Source organism: Mycolicibacterium vulneris, assembly GCF_002104765.1.
Classification (GTDB): domain Bacteria; phylum Actinomycetota; class Actinomycetes; order Mycobacteriales; family Mycobacteriaceae; genus Mycobacterium; species Mycobacterium vulneris.
In genome coordinates this window covers 84,292-101,730 of sequence record NZ_NCXM01000024.1, presented here as the reverse complement: position 1 = coordinate 101,730, position 17,439 = coordinate 84,292, and the positions used below count along the sequence as shown (strand labels likewise).

The 17,439-nt window shown below is 65.7% G+C and carries 17 protein-coding genes and 2 pseudogenes; 10 read left to right on the top strand and 9 right to left on the bottom strand.

Annotation, left to right across the window (positions count from 1 at the left end):
• A pseudogene (locus B8W69_RS21345) lies at nt 1-192 on the top strand (thioredoxin-disulfide reductase); the annotation flags it as partial.
• A 3-nt stretch (nt 193-195) separates the two neighbouring features.
• On the opposite strand, the gene B8W69_RS21340 reads toward B8W69_RS21345, so the two are convergent.
• A complete protein-coding gene (locus B8W69_RS21340) occupies nt 196-1,581 on the bottom strand; it encodes an FAD-binding oxidoreductase (protein ID WP_085291751.1) in 1,386 nt (461 codons plus the stop codon).
• 269 nt (nt 1,582-1,850) lie between these two features.
• On the opposite strand from B8W69_RS21340, the gene B8W69_RS21335 reads away from it, so the two are divergent.
• Nucleotides 1,851-3,338: a serine/threonine-protein kinase gene (locus tag B8W69_RS21335; protein WP_085291750.1), complete on the top strand. Its 1,488-nt coding sequence runs from the start codon at nt 1,851-1,853 to the stop codon at nt 3,336-3,338.
• Between the two features lie 25 nt (nt 3,339-3,363).
• Here the strand turns inward: B8W69_RS21335 and B8W69_RS21330 are convergent, their stop codons facing one another.
• The gene (locus B8W69_RS21330) at nt 3,364-4,158 is read right to left on the bottom strand and encodes an SDR family NAD(P)-dependent oxidoreductase (RefSeq protein WP_085291749.1); all 795 of its coding nucleotides are present in this window, start codon (nt 4,156-4,158) and stop codon (nt 3,364-3,366) included.
• A 28-nt stretch (nt 4,159-4,186) separates the two neighbouring features.
• Nucleotides 4,187-4,615, bottom strand: coding sequence for a DUF1707 domain-containing protein (locus B8W69_RS21325; protein ID WP_085291767.1), 429 nt, complete (start codon nt 4,613-4,615; stop codon nt 4,187-4,189).
• 71 nt (nt 4,616-4,686) lie between these two features.
• Here B8W69_RS21325 and B8W69_RS21320 point away from each other — a divergent pair, with 71 nt between their 5' ends.
• A complete protein-coding gene (locus tag B8W69_RS21320; protein ID WP_085291766.1) occupies nt 4,687-5,286 on the top strand; it encodes a TetR/AcrR family transcriptional regulator in 600 nt (199 codons plus the stop codon).
• A 4-nt stretch (nt 5,287-5,290) separates the two neighbouring features.
• Here the strand turns inward: B8W69_RS21320 and B8W69_RS21315 are convergent, their stop codons facing one another.
• Nucleotides 5,291-6,559, bottom strand: coding sequence for a cytochrome P450 (locus tag B8W69_RS21315; RefSeq protein ID WP_085291748.1), 1,269 nt, complete (start codon nt 6,557-6,559; stop codon nt 5,291-5,293).
• A 147-nt stretch (nt 6,560-6,706) separates the two neighbouring features.
• Between B8W69_RS21315 and B8W69_RS21310 the strand changes: the two genes are divergently transcribed.
• The 4 genes from B8W69_RS21310 to B8W69_RS21295 all read left to right on the top strand — a co-directional run bounded on the left by B8W69_RS21310 (nt 6,707) and on the right by B8W69_RS21295 (nt 9,202).
• Nucleotides 6,707-7,159, top strand: a complete 453-nt coding sequence (locus B8W69_RS21310; protein ID WP_085291747.1) for a VOC family protein — start codon at nt 6,707-6,709, stop codon at nt 7,157-7,159.
• A gap of 282 nt (nt 7,160-7,441) precedes the next feature.
• Nucleotides 7,442-7,993, top strand: coding sequence for a carboxymuconolactone decarboxylase family protein (locus B8W69_RS21305; RefSeq protein WP_181447452.1), 552 nt, complete (start codon nt 7,442-7,444; stop codon nt 7,991-7,993).
• Nucleotides 7,990-8,535: a carboxymuconolactone decarboxylase family protein gene (locus B8W69_RS21300; protein WP_085291745.1), complete on the top strand. Its 546-nt coding sequence runs from the start codon at nt 7,990-7,992 to the stop codon at nt 8,533-8,535. Before B8W69_RS21305 ends, B8W69_RS21300 begins: the two co-directional genes overlap by 4 nt.
• 124 nt (nt 8,536-8,659) lie before the next feature.
• Nucleotides 8,660-9,202: a TetR/AcrR family transcriptional regulator gene (locus B8W69_RS21295; RefSeq protein WP_181447454.1), complete on the top strand. Its 543-nt coding sequence runs from the start codon at nt 8,660-8,662 to the stop codon at nt 9,200-9,202.
• Here B8W69_RS21295 and B8W69_RS21290 read toward each other — a convergent pair.
• Nucleotides 9,182-10,351: an acyl-CoA dehydrogenase family protein gene (locus tag B8W69_RS21290; protein WP_085291743.1), complete on the bottom strand. Its 1,170-nt coding sequence runs from the start codon at nt 10,349-10,351 to the stop codon at nt 9,182-9,184. The two genes, B8W69_RS21295 and B8W69_RS21290, sit on opposite strands and share 21 nt — an antisense overlap.
• 128 nt (nt 10,352-10,479) lie before the next feature.
• On the opposite strand from B8W69_RS21290, the gene B8W69_RS21285 reads away from it, so the two are divergent.
• Complete coding sequence (locus B8W69_RS21285) at nt 10,480-11,259, top strand: Rv3717 family N-acetylmuramoyl-L-alanine amidase (protein ID WP_085291742.1); 780 nt, start codon at nt 10,480-10,482, stop codon at nt 11,257-11,259.
• A 12-nt stretch (nt 11,260-11,271) separates the two neighbouring features.
• Here the strand turns inward: B8W69_RS21285 and B8W69_RS21280 are convergent, their stop codons facing one another.
• Nucleotides 11,272-12,024, bottom strand: coding sequence for a cutinase family protein (locus tag B8W69_RS21280; protein ID WP_085291741.1), 753 nt, complete (start codon nt 12,022-12,024; stop codon nt 11,272-11,274).
• A 233-nt stretch (nt 12,025-12,257) separates the two neighbouring features.
• On the opposite strand from B8W69_RS21280, the pseudogene B8W69_RS21275 reads away from it, so the two are divergent.
• Both B8W69_RS21275 and B8W69_RS21270 read left to right on the top strand, forming a co-directional pair.
• Nucleotides 12,258-12,498 (top strand): annotated as a pseudogene (locus B8W69_RS21275) (acyl carrier protein).
• Nucleotides 12,499-12,776: 278 nt separating this feature from the next.
• Nucleotides 12,777-14,264, top strand: a complete 1,488-nt coding sequence (locus tag B8W69_RS21270; protein WP_085291740.1) for a flavin-containing monooxygenase — start codon at nt 12,777-12,779, stop codon at nt 14,262-14,264.
• Nucleotides 14,265-14,311: 47 nt separating this feature from the next.
• On the opposite strand, the gene B8W69_RS21265 is transcribed toward B8W69_RS21270, so the two are convergent.
• The 3 genes from B8W69_RS21265 to B8W69_RS21255 form a co-directional block, all read right to left on the bottom strand.
• Entirely contained in the window at nt 14,312-14,845 is a 534-nt protein-coding gene (locus B8W69_RS21265; protein ID WP_245843325.1) for a fasciclin domain-containing protein, read from the bottom strand.
• 163 nt (nt 14,846-15,008) lie between these two features.
• The gene (locus B8W69_RS21260; RefSeq protein ID WP_085291738.1) at nt 15,009-16,760 is read right to left on the bottom strand and encodes a cytochrome c biogenesis protein DipZ; all 1,752 of its coding nucleotides are present in this window, start codon (nt 16,758-16,760) and stop codon (nt 15,009-15,011) included.
• A 96-nt stretch (nt 16,761-16,856) separates the two neighbouring features.
• Nucleotides 16,857-17,393, bottom strand: coding sequence for a fasciclin domain-containing protein (locus B8W69_RS21255; protein ID WP_439330633.1), 537 nt, complete (start codon nt 17,391-17,393; stop codon nt 16,857-16,859).
• Nucleotides 17,394-17,439 lie beyond the last annotated feature (46 nt).

Here is a 17,439-nt window from a genome sequence, read left to right as displayed (position 1 = left end):
ACGGCTACCTCGATTGATGGGGTGTTCGCCTCCGGGGACCTGGTGGATCGCACCTACCGCCAGGCCGTCACCGCCGCGGGCAGCGGCTGCGCGGCCGCCATCGACGCCGAACGCTGGCTCACCGACCACGAAGAAACCGACGTGGACGCGTCGGTGACACCGGCAATCGGTCGAGAGCCGTTGCCTAGCTGAGGTTTACGCGTCGTTCGACGCAAACACCACGTCTGGGTTGAGGATGCCCGCCGGGTCGAAGCTGGCCTTGATGCGGCGCATCAGGTCGACCTTGACCGGATCCTCGAGTTCCACGAAGTACGGGGCCTTGGCGCGGCCCAGGCCGTGCTCGCCGGAGATCGCGCCGCCCAATTCCATTGCCAGCGCGAAGATGTCGGTCAACAGCTTCTTCCGGATCGCCGCGTCCGGGCAGAAGATGGCCAGGTGCACGTTGCCGTCACCCGCGTGCCCGCAGCCCGCCGCCGCGCCGCCGGCCGCCGCCGCCAGGCCGCGCGCCCCGGACAGGAACTTCGGCATCGCGCCGCGCGGCACGACCGTGTCGATGAGGTCGTCGGCGTTGAGCGCCTTGAGCGTCCAGAACGCCTTCTCGCGCGCCTCGATGAGCTTGCGCGCCGAGCCGCCCTCGAGCACATAAGCGTCCACGGCACCCAGTTCGGCGAGTAGTTCACCGGTCTTCTCGACGTCCTCGTCCAACCGGTCGGTGGTCCGATTCTCAAGCGCCACAACCAGATAAGCCTGACAACTGTCGCGGATGTTGTCGGGAACGCCGAGCTCCAGATTCTGGGTGTGCACCAGCGCGGCCATCGTCACGTTGTCGACGTACTCCAGGATGTAGGGCGCCAGGCCGCTGGCGAGGATCTTGGGCACCGCCTCCATGACCTGGTCGAAGTCGGCGAACGGGGCGAGCACGGTGGTGCTGTGGTCCAGGCGCGGATGCAGCTTGACGGTCACCTCGGTGGCCAGGGCCAGGGTGCCTTCGGAGCCGACGATGAGCTGGGTCAGGTCGTAGCCGGTGGAGACCTTGGCGATCTTGCCGCCGGTGCGGATGAGCTCGCCGGTGGGCAGCGCGGCCTGCAGCCCGAGCACGTTGTGGCGGGCGATGCCGTACTTGACCGCGCGCATGCCGCCGGCGTTGGTGCCGACGTTGCCGCCGACGCTGGAGGACAGCTCGCCCGGGTGCACCATGTACCGCAACCCGGTGCCGGCGGTCGCGTCGTCCAGTTCGGAGAGCGTCACGCCGGGTTGCACGACGGCGACCTGGTTGGTGACGTCGACCTCCAGCACGGCGTTCATGCGCTCGAAGGAGATCAGCAGCCCGTCCGTGCGGGGGATCGCCGCGCCCGACAGGCCGGTGCCCGAGCCGCGGGCCGTCACCGGCACCCGGTTTTCCGTGGCGGCCTTGAGCAGTTTGGCGACTTCGTCGGCGGTCGCGGGCTTGGCCAGGTATGCCGGCTTTTGCGGCGGCTTGGTCAGCACCTCGTCGTGCGAGTAGTCGTCGGAAATGGCGTCGCCCGTAAGCAGGTTGTGCGCGCCGACGATCTCCGTGAACCGCGCCGTCATGTCGGTCATCGAAGGCCTCACCTTCTTACCTGCCGGACAATTACTCACTGTATCGGGGGCGCTGGTTGAGATTGCCGGTCTGCGTGGACGGTGTCGCTGCCGCTAGGGTAGGGAAGGCGCGGTTTCGTGCAGGCCGATCTGGTTGGCCAGCCGGCCGGCGATTATTAGCGGGCATCAGCGGTGTCTCGGTGTAGCGACACGCGTGAGGCTGCCCACGTTATGTCGACGCCCGATTCGGGAACTCGCGAGCTGGACTGTCTTAAGAAAGGATTGCTGACGTGACCTCCTCGTCCCGCGGTTCGCGGCTCGGTACCCGGTTCGGGCCGTACGAGCTGCGATCACTGATCGGCACCGGGGCAATGGGCGAGGTCTACCGCGCGTACGACACGGTTAAGGACCGGATGGTCGCGCTCAAGCTTTTACGTGGCGAGACGGCCGCGGACCCTGGCTTCCAGCAACGCCTTTGGCGCGAGTGCCGCAAGGTGACGCGACTGCAGGAGCCGCATGTCCTGCCGCTGCATGACTTCGGCGAGATCGACGGGGTGCCCTTCATCGACATGCACCTGGTCGACGACGGGGGCAGCCTCAAGGATCTGCTGCGCGAGCAGGGCGGGCTGGAGCCGTCGCGCGCGGCATCGATCACCGCGCAGGTGGCGCGCGCGCTGGACGCCGCGCACGCCGGTGGGCTGGTGCACCTCGACGTCAAGCCCGAGAACATCCTGCTCACCCACGACCACTTCACCTACCTCGCCGACTTCGGCATCGCCCAGGCCGCCGGCGACGAGAACATCTCGCGGACCTACATGGCGCCCGAGCGCTTCACCACCGGGCGCACCGGCCCGCAGACCGACGTCTACTCGTTGGCGTGCGTGCTCTACGAGTGCCTCACCGGCCAGCCACCATTCGACAGCGAGGACGCGGGGGAGCTGAAGCGCGCGCACATGCTGGCGCCGGCGCCCCGGCCCAGCATCATGCGCCGCGGCGTCGGGCGCGAGTACGACGACATCATCACCCGGGGCATGGCCAAGCCACGCGTTGCGCGGTTCGCATCCGCGGGTGAGCTCGCCCGCGCCGCCAGTGAGGCGGTGTTCGCGGCCTACGAACCGGTAGGCGCTGCGGCCGGCCAAAGCGGTCCCCCGCCCAAGACGCGCCCGTTGCCGACTGTCTCGCTTGCCGAACTCGAGGAGCCCGCTGACAACAGCCCTTCGTCGCCTGCTGCGCCCGAACGCTCGTGGCACTGGCCGGCGATCGGTCGCACACCGCTCGTGGTGGCCGCGGTGGCGGCGGTGCTGTTGATCGCCGGGTTGCTGTTGTCGGTGAATTTGGTTGGGGGAAAGCATCACAACGGTTCGGCCTCTCCGCCGCTTTCGTCGGCACAGGCGGGGGCGCCCCCGTCCTCGACGACCCCGCCGCCACCGCTGACCCCGACGCTGTCGCGTCCGGTGAAGGGCGCCGACGGCTTAGGGTTCGTCGGCGAGACGGCCCGCTGCGACCCGGGCAATCCGCCGGCCGCCGTGGTGCGAACCGCCAAGTCACTGGCGGTGGTGTGTAAGAACCTCAGTGGGACTTACTACTACCGCGGCGAGCGGATTCGCGACGGCGCCCACATCGAGCTGTCCAATGCCGAGCAGGTCGAGGACGGATTCGACGTCACCAATCCGGTCGACGGCGTGGTCTACGAGGTGCGGCCGAACCGGCTGCGAATCATCAGCTACGGCCACGTCGATTCCTCGGAACGAGTGCTGCAATACGCCACGGCATCGTAAACACCACGGGCGCAATGTCTCTGCGTTAGCGCGGCGAGACGTTGGCTGGCGCGTCGGTGGGCCGCAGCATCCGCCCGCTCATGAGCGCCGACACCCATCCGGGCGCGAGCCGTCCGCCCGTCGCCATCATCCGGTAGCGCCAGCCGGGCACGACCACCGCGCGGCCGCGGTCAAGACCGCGCAACCCGGCGGCCACGACGGGTCCGGGTGCGGCGAGGTGTCGATAGATCGCGGTGTGCGAGACGTCCGACCCGAGCGCGTCGACGAATCCGGTGTGGGTGGGCCCGGGGCAGAGCGCGGTCACAGTGACGCCGGAGCCGCGGGTCTCGGCCCACAACGCCTGACTCAGCGACAGCACGAACGCCTTCGAGGCGCCATAGGTGGCTTGATAGGTGCCGGGCTGAAAGGCGATGGTGGAGGCGACATTCAAGATGCCGCCGCGACCGCGGGCCAGCATGCCGGGCAGGACCGCGTGGGTGAGGCGGACCGGCGCGGCGACGTTGACCGCGACCAGTTCGCGTTCGCGACCGGCGTCGATTTCTGCGAACGGGCCGTAGGTGCCGAAGCCCGCGTTGTTGACCAACACGTCGATCACCCGGCCGTTCAGGTGGGCGATCAGATCGTCGACGCCGTCGTCGGTGCCAAGGTCCCCAACAACCAGTTCGGCCTCGGTGGCCTGCCCTATCCGTTGCTTGACCGCGTCGAGCCGGGCCTTGTCCCGCCCGGCCAACACCAACGAGAATCCCCGCTGCGCCAGTTGTTCGGCGAAGATCGCGCCCAGGCCTGAGCTGGCGCCGGTGACCACTGCCGTGTTCTTCATGACTCCTCCTTACGAGTCGTGCTGGTGCTCAACGGCTTTGCGTGCCGCGCGGTATCGACAGGGCGTGGCTGACGAGTCCGGTTCCCGCGCCGAGGATGGGCCAGATCGGCCAGAAGTAGGTGGCGTCGGTGGTCAGGGCGACCGCGGCCCAGACGGTGAGCACGATGACGACCATGGCGAGGTACGCGGCCAGGTGGGCGCGCACTCCGCGGCGGGCCGCGGCGACGCGAGCGGCATGCCGACGGGGATCGTGACGCCGGATGCGATCGAGCGGCAGGTCGGCGACGAGTTCGCTTAGCTCTTGGGCCGTGTGCGTCTGGAACGCCGTTTGCAGCCGTTGGTCGTACTCGCCCACCTGCAGATAGCCCTGGGCGAGCGCCTGACCGAGCAGGTCGGCGGTCTTCTCCCGGTCGCGGGTGCCGGCGAGCGTTGAGGTGGTTTCAAGCAGATTCGACATTTTCATCTCCTTGGTTCGCCGATGTGAATAGCATTAACATAGACCTCAATGTTAATGTCGTCAACATGGCAGTGAAGCGGTCGCCCGCGCGGCGTCAGAGCTATCACCACGGCGATCTCAAACGCGCGCTGACCAGCGCTGCGCTATCGCTGGTGGCCGAGAAGGGGCCGAAAGGATTCACCCTCACCGAGGCCGCGCGCCGCGCCGGCGTCAGCGCCGCGGCTCCGTACCGGCACTTCGCCGACAAGGCCGAGCTGCTGGCCGCCGTCGCCGAACAGGGATTCCACGACCTGCACGCCGCTCTGGCCGCGGCCGCCGACCGCGCATCGGATCCGAAGGGGCGGGTCGTCGAACTCGGCCGGGCCTATGTGCAATGGGCCGTCGCCCATCCCGACCACTATCAGGTGATGTTCGGCGCGGAGTCGCTGAAGGCCGAGCAGCCGAGCGTGGCGGTCGTCGGCGAGCAGGCGTTCGGCGACCTGCTCGACGCGATCACCAAGTGCCAGGAGGCGGGGATCGTCGAGGGTCGGGATCCACGAGACGTCGCCGCGCCGCTCTGGTCGCTTGTGCATGGCATCGCGTCACTCGCCATCGGTGGCCAACTGACCGCTGTCGGGATTGTCCAAGCCCCCGACGAATTGATCGCAGGCGTTGTGGCGCAAGTGCTTTGAGCGATTACCAGGGGCGTGACGTTTCCCGGGTCTCTTCCGGTGTGAAGGTGACCGGGAGCGTGCCCAGGCCGGTCATGCTCGGGTTGCCCAGGTATTGGTGGACGTTTTCGACGTCGACCTGGTAGTCGGGGAGGCGGTCGAGGACGGCCTTGACCATCACGCCGGACATCAGCCGGGCCAGGTGCGATCCGATGCAGCGGTGCGGTCCCAGCCCGAAGGCGACGTGACGGTTGGGTGCACGGTCGAGGATGACCTCGTCGGGCCGGTCGAACTCGTTCTCGTCGTGGTTGGCCGAGAGCCAGCTGATGACGACTTTGTCATTCTTGCGGAGGCGCTGGCCGGCGAGGACGACGTCGTGAGTGACTGTGCGGCTGAGGGTTTGGTTGACGGAGAAGTAGCGCAGGAATTCGTCGGTGGCGGTGCGGTAGAGCTCGGGGTGCTCGATGAGCTGCTGCCTGATGTCCGGGTGGGTGCCCAGGTGCAGCAGGGTCAGCGCGGTCTGAGAGGTGGTGGTGTCGACGCCGCCGCCGATGAGGTTCCACAGGATGTTGAGCAGCTGCTCGTCGGTGAGGCGGTGGCCGTCGAATTCGAATTGAATGAGGAAGCTGGTCAAGTCTTCTCGGGCGTCGGCCCGTCGGTGGGCGGCGAACTCGAGGACCTCTTCCATCATGGCGGGCACTTTGGCGATCGCGCTCGCGTACTCGTCGCTGTCCTGCGGGACGGCCATGACGGAATGAAAGAGGTTGGCGTACAGGTGCCAGTTGTCATACGGCAGGCCCATCAGCTTCATGGTGAGGATGGCTGGGACGGGGCTGGCGTAGTCGAGCACCAGGTCCAGGTGTCCTTTTGTTATTTGTTGGTCGAGGAACCAGTGGGCGGATTGCTCCATGAATGGCTTGAGTTTTTCGACGGCGCCGGGGGAGAAGAACGGCGCCAGCGCGTGCCGTAGGGCTTGGTGGTAGGGGCCGTCGACCTCGCCGATGCCCAGGGCCGGCTGGCCGTCGGGACGGGGGACGCCCATCTCGCCCTGATAGTCGACACCGTCTGCGGCGTTGGGCTCGTATTTGTGGGCGAAAGTGCCGCCGTTGCGGGCGGTTTGGCTTACGGCGTCGTAGCTGCTGAGGAACCAGAACCCGCCGTAGTTCTCGTTCCACGCCACGGGACATCGCTGCCGCAAGTCGGCGTTGACGGCCAGCTCGTTGAGGTTGAAAGCGTCTGAATGATGGTCGAAGTCAACTATCGCGTCAGCGCTGACGTTCGGACGTGTGGCCATCGAAAAGCCCTCCAAGCGAAGGTGATCTGCTTATTCGGCTGTGCGCTTATTATTTTTGCATTATTACGCGTTTGAGCTGCGTGGTGGAAGCGGTGTCGAGATCGGTCGCGTGACCGCTGGGGCCTGATTTGCTGCGGAAAGGTTGTCATGGCGAGCCATCGGACGGTTTTCAATCACGTTGGGTTATGCGTCGCGGACCGCAAGCGGTCGCGCCGCTTCTACGAGGGCCTGCTGGGGTTCCAGTTCTGGTGGGAGCTCGACCCGCCTGACGGCCCGACCTCTCAGCTGGTGGGGCTGCCCGAGCCGCTCGGCGTGCATGCGACCTACTTGGTGCGGGACGGCTTGGTGCTCGAACTGATGGACTACTCGGAGCGTCAGGTCCACGCCGGCTCGGAGCGGGCGATGGACCAGGTGGGGCTGACGCACATCTCGTTCTCGGTGTCCGACCTTTCGGGGGTGTTGGCTCAGGCGGCGGAATTTGGGGGAGCGGTGGTCGACGGGACCGTGGGTGAGGCGATGGCGATGATCCGGGATCCGGATGGGCAGTTGTTGGAGTTGCTTTCGGATGGGTGGTTGGCGGCGTTGCCGCCTCAACTTTAATGGTGTCGCTGCGCTTCTTTGGGCCCTGCGCCCATGTCAGGGGGACCTGCGGGCGTCATGCAACTCACCTACTGAGCGAGCAAGCCGAGGATGGCAGACGGTGCCGAACATCAGTGCCAAGAAATCGTCCGCGCATTCCCAGGAAGCCCGGAATTTATGCGAGTGCCCGGTTGGTTGGGCGTTATCAGCGACTGTCGAAAGTGATAGCACATGCGCTAGTGGTTTTCGTAACCTTCTGCACCATAGGACAGGGGCAATGCCGACGGAACTAAAATCGTCCGCGTGACGCGAATGCCCTTGGTCAGCACCGACCGGCAACCCGAGCGGATCCAGCAGCCCATTGCACGCCCCGACACGCTCAACGTGATTCGGCTGCTCGCCAACGCCCCCAACATCTTTGACGGATGGGCGCAGATGACGGGCGAACTGTTCAGAAGTCCCACCTTCACCCCGCGGATGCGCGAAGTGATCATCCTGCGGGTGGGGCATCTGCAGGACTCGCCTTACGAACTCGCCCAGCACGTGATCTTCGGCTGCACCGCGGGGCTCACCGACCAACAGATCGACGCCCTGCTCGATAAGGGGGATCTGGACGCGGCCGGATTCAGCGGCGACGAACGGACCGTGATCGACACTGTCACCGAGTTGTGCACCACCCGCCGGCTCGGCGACGACACCTTCGCCACCGCCCAAGCACTGCTCGGTGACGAGGCGCTCACCGAACTGCTGATGATCGTCAGCTGCTACTACGGCCTGGCGCTGGTGCTCAACGCCGTCGACCTGGAGATCGACACACCGACCTTCTCCAGCCCCGACGAAAGCCTGGCCCAGTGACCCGCATCCCGTATCGCCAACCCGAAGACATGCCCGAGCTCGCGCGCGAATTGACTGCGCGGCAGGGCAATCTCAACGTCTACCGCGCACTGGCCAACGCCGAGAAGGTGTTCACCGGCTGGATGGTGGCCGGTGACGCGGCCCTGAGCAGCCCGGTGCTATCCCGGCGGCTTCGCGAACTGATCGTGCTGCGCACCGCGTATCTCATGGGCTGCGCCTACGAACTCGGCCAGCACACAGACGTCGCGCAAACGGTGGGGGTCGATGTCGACACCATCAACGCAATCATCACCGAGTCCGATTGGCAAACAAAGCAATTCGACCCCACCGAGCTGGCGATCCTGCGATTGACGACCGAACTGGTGACCACCCGCCGCGTCGCGGCCCCGCTCTTCGACCAAGTGCACACGGCACTCGGCTCGGAGGCCACCGTCGAAGCGCTGATGGTCATCGGCCGATATGCGGGCCTGGCGTTGATGCTCAACGCGCTCGACGTGGACCTGGACGACACCGCCAGACTGCCCGTTGCGCCGACAAAGTGAGCAGAACGGTAATTACCGAGATTGCCTAATCTCCCCTCCGACCAGGGACGCCTCCCGTAATCTGCATGGTGTGGTGATGCACAAGCAGTCGTCGACCCGCCTGTCGGCCGAGGACTGGCTCGAGGTGGGCTACAACGTGCTTGCTCATGAGGGAGTGCGCGCACTCAAAGTCGAACGCCTCTGCCAGCAGGCGGGCGTCACCCGCGGCAGCTTCTACTGGCACTTCGAGGACATCGAGCAATATCGGGCCGCGCTGGTCGAATCGTGGAACAAATTCCTCGAACGCGACCGTCAGGCGCTGTCAAAGCTCGACGCGCTGCCACCCCGGGAACGCCTGTCGGCGTTGACGCACACGCTGGTCAGCCCCCAGTACTGGATGCTCGAGCGGGCGATGCGGGAGTGGGCCCGCCTGGACCCGGTGGCGGCCGAGAACATCCGCGCGGCCGACCGGCTGCTGCTGCGCACCGTGATAAAGGCCTACAGCGACTACGGGTTCAGCCTCGAGGACGCCAGGCTGCGTGCCGAATTGACCTTCGCCGCGGGAATCGGGCTGCTGCATCTCACCAGCTCGGCCGAGCAGGCCCAATCGGTGGCTCAACGAGAACGATTCCTGGCGGTGATGCTGGGGGAGTCGGGGACGGCCCGCTCACACCATGGCGATGGGTGAGATCTTGGCGCCAATCGCCAACGCCCCTGCCAACTCTCGACTCGTGTCGTAATCGAACACCACATGCCCCGCGGCGATGTCCACGTCGCGCTTGGCGCGCTGCAAGGGGCTGGACAAGAAATGAGCGCTGGCACCGGCGGCTTCCATGAGATCGGCGATGATCGCGCGGCTTTCGTGCACCGTGCGCGCGGCCGCCAGCCGTGCGTCGGCCCGCACCGATCGGCTCACCCGTTCGCCGCTGACTACGATCGCCTCGATATCGTCGGCGGTCTTGTCGACCAACGCCCGCAGTGAGCTCAGCCGCACCCTGGCCTCGCCCAGCCTGATCTGCGCGGCCGGCTGGTCCTTTTGCGCCACCCCGCTGTAGGCCAGCACGCGCCCGCTGAGCCGTTCGGCGAAAAGCTCGCACACCCATTCCGCGGTCCCGAGCACGGGCATGGCCGCCGTCAGCGCCAGCGCCGGAACCATCGGCCACCGGTACGTCGGCACCCCGTGCTCCCGCGCGCCGGGTGCCGTGCCGCCGTAGATGTCGGCCACGGCGACCAATCGATGCTCGGGAACCCGGGCGTCGGTGATGACGAGATCGTGCGAGCCGGTGCCGCGCATGCCAGCGGTGTGCCAGGTGTCGATGACCTCCACCTGGTCGGCGGGCAGCACGGCCAGCGCCGGATCGATCCGGTCCGGGCGTTCGATCAGCGCGCCGACGATCATCCAATCGGCGTCCATCGCGCCCGTTGCCCAAGACCACCTGCCGGTCAGGCGCACTCCGCCGTCGGCCGGCACGCCGCGGCCGGCGGGGGCCAGGGGAGCCGGCGCCAGCACGGGTCCCGACGCGAAGACCTCGTCCTGCAGGCGCGGGTCGAACAGCGACAGCATCCAGTTGTGCAGCGTGTAGAAGCCGAGCGTCCATGCGCTCGATGCGCAGCCGTGTGCCATGCGCCGAATCGGTTGCAGCAGTTCGGGAAACGAGGCCTGAAGGCCGCCGAAGCGGGCGGGCAGCAATAGCCGGAACAGCTCGGTCTGCCGGAAGTCGTCGATCGTCGCCGCGGGCAGGCGCCGCAATCGCTCGGCCTCCTCGGCGCGATCGGCGAGCCGCGCAACGAATTCGTCGGTGACGCCGTGCAGCGGGCGGCTTTCGACCACGGACATGGCCCGACCGTAACATACTTTTTAGTATGTCGGCATGCGGTGGGCGATCCAGCGCGAATCCCGCTCAGCGTCATCGTTTTAACCGGTCGTCAGGGCGGCCTTGTGACGCCGATTGCTACCATCGCGCGGTGAGTGATCGCCCGGGCGGGCTGCGATCCGTCGCACGCCGCGACGTCCTGAAGATCGCCGGTGTCGTGCCGGCGATCGTCACCGCCGGCGCATGGCTGCCCGCCCCACGCGCCACGGCCGGTGTAGACGGAATGTCGGTCTTCCTCGACCCGGGCCACAACGCCGTGAACGACGCGTCCATCAACCAGCAGGTTCCCAACGGCCGTGGCGGCACCAAGCCGTGCCAGACGTCGGGTGCGGTCGCCGACGACGGCTATCCCGAGCACGCCTTCACCTGGGCGGTGGTGGGGTTGATCAACGATTCGCTGAACCAGATGGGTGTTCGCACCCAGCTGTCGCGCGACAGCGATGGCGGGGTCGGCCCGTGCATCGACCAACGCGCCGCGGCGGCCAACGCCATGCACCCGGACGCGATCGTGAGCATCCACGCCGACGGAGGGCCGCCGTCCGGCAGTGGATTCCACGTCAACTACTCCAGCCCGCCGCTCAACGACGTTCAAGCCGGGCCCGCCGTGCAGCTGGCGCACGCGATGCGGGATGCCTTGGTTCAGTCGGGTTTACAGCCGGCCACCTACATCGGCTCGGACGGCTTGTACGGCCGCGACGATCTTGCCGGCCTGAACCTGGCGCAGTACCCGGCGGTCCTGGTCGAACTGGGCAACATGAAAAATGCGGGTGACTTGGCGCGTATGGAAAGTCCGGACGGCCGGGCGAAATATGCCGCCGCGGTCACCCAGGGCGTAATCGCCTTTCTGAACTCCAAAGGCGCGCGCGGCTAACCGAGCGCTATCTCAGCCGCCAAAACCGCCGCGCGCCGGCGTCGGTGCCGCCGCGCCCGTGTCCAAGTGGCTGGAGGCGAAGGCGACTCCCTTGTCGATCATCGCGCCGTCGTCGGCGTAGGTGTCGTGTGCGGCGAAGTTCATCCCGTCGGAGCAGACCGGGTCCTCGGTGGCGCACACCTTGACCGTCTTGTCCTGGTAGAGCGGGCCGATGACCACGGGCGGTTCGTTGAGGAAGTTCATCGCCCGCACGTTGGGCATGCCGAACAGCACGACCGAGGAGACGTGGTTGGCCACGTCGGGGCTGAGCGGTTTGGGCACGGTGTTGGGGTCGATGCCGTCGGGCACGGCGGCCGAGGTGACAAAGCCCATGACGGCCGCGCCCTGCGAGTAGCCGCCGAGCACCATCTTGGTGTTGGGGCAGTCGTGGGCCATCGAGTTGACGTGGGCGCCGGCGTCTCGGACGCCGTCGATGCCGGTGGCCCATTGGTCGCTGGCGGGGTAGTTGACCGGATACACATCGAACGACCGCTCGCCGACGCGCTGGTGCAGCGCATCGACGAAGGCCTGACCGGTGGGGCCGACGCCTGGCGCTTCACCGGTGCCACGGGCGAACACCACTTGCACGTCCGGACACTGGGCCGAGGCGGAGGGGATAACGGAAGTGGTCAAGGCGGAAGCGGCCACGCCCGACGCTGCGATAACAACTGCTGGACCAAGTGAACGAACGATGTGACGCGCGATCATGGCGTCCGAGATGCCCATGCAAGCCCCTCCCAAAACTGTCAAGTTGCCAACTAGTTGGTGATGTTTTCCTGTATACCGGGGCGCAGCGACAGGCGGCGGATAGCGGCGGCGTTGCCGCCATCGGACCGACGCAGCCATTGCGTGTCGGGTTGCCTACAAAAACACTTTAAGCCGTCGTTTGGTGTTGTCCATTCGGGGTAGCCGGGGACGGCGAGTACCAGATCTGGCGCTCACGGTCAGAGGGTGGCGACATGGCAACGGGTGAAACGGGTTTCGACGACGTGACCTTCGATCTTATTTCCCTTCAATATCACTCGCTCAAAGGGGGCACGATTACGGCCAGTACGTGCGCGACGCGAAGAACGCCGGCCTAGATGACGTCGCGTCGTTCGTCCGCGAAGTGATGGCTCAAGACTCCGAGCGCGCCCAGCGATGCCACGAGTTCTTGGGCCGGCTGCAGGGCGCCTGACAGCTGGGCCGGCCACAAGATAAGAGATCTGCGCGGACGGTCGCCTTCGCCCTGAGCTAAGTTGGCGGCGCCGATCGCGACCGAGGGCCACCTAATCGTTGAGAGTGTGGTCGTTTGCGCAGGTTGATCGCTGGATGGTCAGGTCTGATAGACCCGTCGACGAGTAACCGCACTTGTGTCAACAAGGTCACATACGGACAAAGCCCGGATGCGTTCGGCGTGGCGCCCTATTAGAGTTACGTATCTTAGGGAAAGCTTATGATTCGTTAAGTAGGGAAACAGGTAGCACGGAGCAGGGGCTGTGGATACGGACCGTTTCGACGCGATCATCGTAGGTGCAGGTTTCGGCGGCATCGGTGCCGCGATTCAGCTCAAGCGCCTCGGGTTTGACAACTTCATCATCCTCGACCGCGAGGACGACTTGGGTGGCACCTGGCATGTCAACCACTACCCCGGCGTCGCCGTCGACATCCCGTCCACGACTTATTCGTACTGGTTTGAGCCCAATCCTGACTGGTCACGGCTGTTTGCACCGGGTGCCGAGGTCAAGCAGTACGCGGTGGACGTCGCCGACAAGTACGACGTGCGCCGCCACATGCGGTTCAACACGACCGTCGAGGGCGCGCAGTGGGATGAGGAAACCGCCGAATGGCGGGTCGGACTGGCCGGCGGCGATAGCCTGACCTGCCGGTTCCTGATCACCGCGACCGGCTTCCTGTCCCAGCCGCGCATGCCGGACATTCCGGGCATCGCCAGCTTCGAAGGCAAGGTGGTGCACACCACCGCGTGGGACCACGGCTATAGCTATGAGGGACGCCGTATTGCGGTCATCGGCACCGGGGCCTCCGCGGTGCAGGTCATTCCCGAGTTGGCCAAAGAGGCCGCGGACCTGACCGTCTACCAGCGCACCGCGGCGCACATCCTGCCCAAGCCGGATTTCCCGTTCTCTCCAAGCGTGCAACGCATGTTTGCCCGGCTGCCCGTGCTGCAACGTGCGCTGCGCTGGGTGACCGACATCATCATGGAGCTCATCTTGGTCATCGGTGCGCTGAAATTCGTGCAGACCCGGGGGCGGGGGAATATCGCCTTCGCCGACCTGGCCAAGATCAACCGGTTCAGAACGCTCCGCGATAAGGATCTGCGCGCCAAGTTGACACCGGACTACGACTGCGGCTGCAAGCGGCCCACCATGTCCAACGACTTCTACCGCGCTTTCACCATGCCGCACGTACACCTGGAGACGAACTCGATCGAGCGCATCGAGGCCGACGGCATCGTCACGGCGGACGGGCGTAAGACCGTCATCGACACTCTGGTGCTAGCGACCGGTTTTGACCTCTGGGAAGCCAACTTCCCGGCCATCGAGGTCATCGGCCGCAAAGGGCGCAACCTCGGAAAGTGGTGGCGGGAGACGAAGTTTCAGGCCTACCAGGGGGTGTCAGTTCCCTACTTCCCCAACTACTTGGGCCTGGCCAGTCCGTTTGCTTTCTCCGGGTTCTCGTTCTTCCACACCATCGAATACCAGATGCGGCACATCGACCGGCTTTTGGGTGAGGTCAAGCGCCGCGGCGCGACAACGTTCGAGGTGACCGAGGAAGCTAATAGCCGTTTCCGCGAACGGATGAGCGAACTGTTGGAAACCTCGGTGTTCAACAATGGTAACTGTGCGACGTCGCGGTCTTACTATTTCAATCCCAGCGGTGAGGCGACCTTGCTGCGGCCGACGTCCACACTCAACGCAGTGCGAGAAGGCCGGACCTTCTCGCTCAGCGACTACTCGTTCGCCTGACCGTTAAGACGAACGAGTAGTCACCGCCGCGGCACTATCGACACCCACTACGCCGGTGGCATCAGCACCGTGTCGATCATGTACACCGTCGCGTTGGCGGTAGGAACGCCGCCGCACACCACCCCGGCGTTGTTGACCCTGAGTCCGTTGCCCTGGCCCGTCACGGTCACGTTCGCGCCTTGCAGGGTTTTGTGGGAGCCGACGACTCGTGTGGGGCTCAGCTGACCCTGCACCACGTGATAGGTCAGGATGCTTTTCAGCATGTTCGAATCGGTCTTGAGCTGGTCGATCGTCTGCGCCGGCAGCTTGTTGAACGCCGCATCGGTCGGCGCGAACACCGTGTACTGGCCGTTGTTCAACGTGTCGACGAGGTTGACGTCCGGGTTCAGCTTGCCCGACAGCGCCGAGGTCAGGGTGGTGAGCATCGGATTGTTGGATGCCGCCTGCGCCACTGGGACCTGCGACATTCCGTCGACCGACGCGGGACCGCTGGGATTTGCGGCCGCGTAATCCCCGCAACCTGGCCCCACCAAGTCGGCTGCTGCCGCGGTCGGAGCGGTCACCAGTCCAAGACCGACCATGGCGGCTGCCGCAACACCCTTAGCCGCAACCGACGCCTTGTGCGTTTTCATCGTGTTTGGCCTCCTCAATCTTGCCGGCAGCGGATCTCGCCCCCGGGTTACATCGGTGATTCGGAGCCCGAACGCTTTTGGATTGCCGACGAAGGCATCAAAGGCATTGCAATCAGCTGTACGTGAACGAATACACCTGCAGCCCTTGGGCCGGGCGGACCTCGAGCGTTCCCGACTGCAGGTGATCGTCCGAGACGATCTGGTGCGACGTCGGCGGCCCGCTGATCGCGACCACGGCGGATCGTCCGTCACGCGTGACCGTGAGTGTTCCCGTTCCGCCGACGACGATGTAGACGCTTCTCGCGCGGTAATTCAGCCTGATGCCGGACTGGTTACCGGCGGCGATCGCGCCTTGGTAATCCAACGACCAGGGGCCGCTCAGTGCGAAGCTGTCGGCGGCGAGAGTCGGCGGGTAGTCGAATGTGGTTGTGCCCTCGTCATATAACCCACCACCCCCGTAATTGACGACCTTGCCCACGCCGAAATAGGTCTCGGGGGTGGTCTGTTCGTGTGACGGGGTCGAACGGCTCGCGTCTCTGGGTGGCGGCAGCTTGAGCCCGGACTGCGCACTCACGAGCAACTGCCTGATCGACTGCTCGGTGACGTCGTAGTCGCCCTCGCCGAATTTGATGTGGCGCACCCGACCGGTGGCGTCGATCAAATACTCCGCGGGCCAGTAGCGGTTCCGGTAGTTCGTCCACGTGGCATAGCCGTTGTCCAGGGCGATCGGGTATTTGATGCCCAGGTCGGCGGCGCCTTTCGCGACGTTGTCCGGAACCTTTTCGAACGCGTACTCCGGGGTGTGTACCCCGATGACCTCGAATCCGAGGTCCTTGTAGGTGTTGTACCAGTTGGCGACGTGCTGGACGGCGCGTTGGCAGTTGATGCAGGAATACGCCCAGAAGTCGATCAGCACGACCTTGCCGCGCAGGGACGAGAGCCCGATCGGCTGGTCACCGGGTGTGTTCAGCCAGCCGTCGATGCCCTTGAGATCCGGTGCTGGACCGCAGCTTTCGAGCTTTGCCGCTCCGTTGCTGCAATTGGACAATTGTGCGTTCTGCTCGTTGACGATGCCCCCGAGGTTCAGCTTCTCCCGGATCCCATGATCGGTGGCCAGCCTGTCCTGCAGCCGGCCGGTGTAGTCCGGGATGCTTCGCTGCAGCGCCGCGGACAGATTGAACACCAACGCCACCGCGAGCAGAATCATCACGACCCCCGCCGCGATACGGATCTGCCGCTGCCTGCGCCGAAACGCCCCAACCCGCTGTGCCACCCGGTGGCCGGCCAACGCGAAGACCAACAATGGCACGGCGGTGCCCAGCGCGAATGCGCCCGTCAGCACCACCGTACGCAGGCCAAGGGGAGCCGTGGCGCCCGCCAACACGATCGCGGCGAGAACTGGTCCGGCGCAAGGGACATAGAGCACGCCCAGCGACAAGCCGAGACCAAAGGCGCCTCCCCGGCCCCCGAAGTCCCGTTGTGGGATGCGGGCAAATGGACGCTCCAGCTGATTTTGGACACTTGGGAATATCAGGCCGAGGCCGATCGCCACCAGTGCGACCAACGCGACCCAGCGAATGGCGTCCTGCGGCAGATGCAGCAGCGACAGTAGCGCCGAGCCGGTGAGCGTCACCGCGCTGAAGCTGAGCACCAGTCCGCCGATGATGAGATAAGGCCGAACTCCGTTCGCGGCCTTCTGCTCGACCGCGACGCCTGCGCCGCCTCGGGAGACCGGCGGTGCCGCAACATGATCGCCGGCGGTCTGAGCGCCCGCGAAGAAAACAACGGGCAGCACGGGCAGGATGCACGGCGATACTCCCGTGAGCAGGCCTCCGACGAAGCCGATAAGCGCGATGGTCAACACGGAAACTATTCGCCACCGAGCCCGTCGCGGATTGGTGGTGCCGCAAAGAAAAACAGCCCGACCGAGGTCGGGCTGTTCTCCGAGGGCGGTGCGGCCTTACTGGCCCGGCGGCATCAGTACGGTGTCGATCATGTACACCGTCGCGTTGGCGGTGTGCACCCCGCCGCACACCAAGCCGGCGCCGTTGACCTTGAGGTCGTTGCCCTGACCGCTCACGGACAACTTGGCGCCCTGCAGGGTGGCGTGGTCACCGTCGACCTTCATCGGACTCTCCTGACCTTGCACCACGTGATAGGTCAGGATGTTCTTCAGCAGCTGCGAGTCCGTCTTGAGCTTGTCGATGGTGGCCGAGGGCAGCTTGTCGAAGGCGGCGTTGGTCGGTGCGAATACCGTGTACTGGCCGTTGTTCAGCGTATCGACCAGGTTGACATTCGGGTTCAGCTTGCCCGACAGCGCCGAGGTCAGGGTGGTCAGCATCGGGTTGTTCGACGCCGCCGTTGCGACCGGGTCTTGGGCCATCCCCGCTACCGACCCGGGTCCGGTGGGGTTCTGCTTGGCATAGTCGCCGCAGCCGGTCCCGATCAGGTCCGCCGCGGGATTGGCCGTGACCGATGTCGTCGCCGTCGCCGCCATGCTGGTCTCCGTGCTGCTACCGGTCGTCGGAGCGGAGGCCGACTTG

What these genes read in the sequence shown, in the direction of transcription:
- B8W69_RS21340 (WP_085291751.1), bottom strand. Translation starts at nt 1,581, where the DNA reads ATGACCGACATGACGGCGCGGTTCACGGAGATCGTCGGCGCGCACAAC.
- B8W69_RS21330 (WP_085291749.1), bottom strand. Translation starts at nt 4,158, where the DNA reads ATGAAGAACACGGCAGTGGTCACCGGCGCCAGCTCAGGCCTGGGCGCG.
- B8W69_RS21325 (WP_085291767.1), bottom strand. Translation starts at nt 4,615, where the DNA reads ATGTCGAATCTGCTTGAAACCACCTCAACGCTCGCCGGCACCCGCGAC.
- B8W69_RS21315 (WP_085291748.1), bottom strand. Translation starts at nt 6,559, where the DNA reads ATGGCCACACGTCCGAACGTCAGCGCTGACGCGATAGTTGACTTCGAC.
- B8W69_RS21310 (WP_085291747.1), top strand. Translation starts at nt 6,707, where the DNA reads ATGGCGAGCCATCGGACGGTTTTCAATCACGTTGGGTTATGCGTCGCG.
- B8W69_RS21290 (WP_085291743.1), bottom strand. Translation starts at nt 10,351, where the DNA reads ATGTCCGTGGTCGAAAGCCGCCCGCTGCACGGCGTCACCGACGAATTC.
- B8W69_RS21280 (WP_085291741.1), bottom strand. Translation starts at nt 12,024, where the DNA reads ATGGGCATCTCGGACGCCATGATCGCGCGTCACATCGTTCGTTCACTT.
- B8W69_RS21265 (WP_245843325.1), bottom strand. Translation starts at nt 14,845, where the DNA reads ATGGTCGGTCTTGGACTGGTGACCGCTCCGACCGCGGCAGCAGCCGAC.
- B8W69_RS21255 (WP_439330633.1), bottom strand. Translation starts at nt 17,393, where the DNA reads ATGGCGGCGACGGCGACGACATCGGTCACGGCCAATCCCGCGGCGGAC.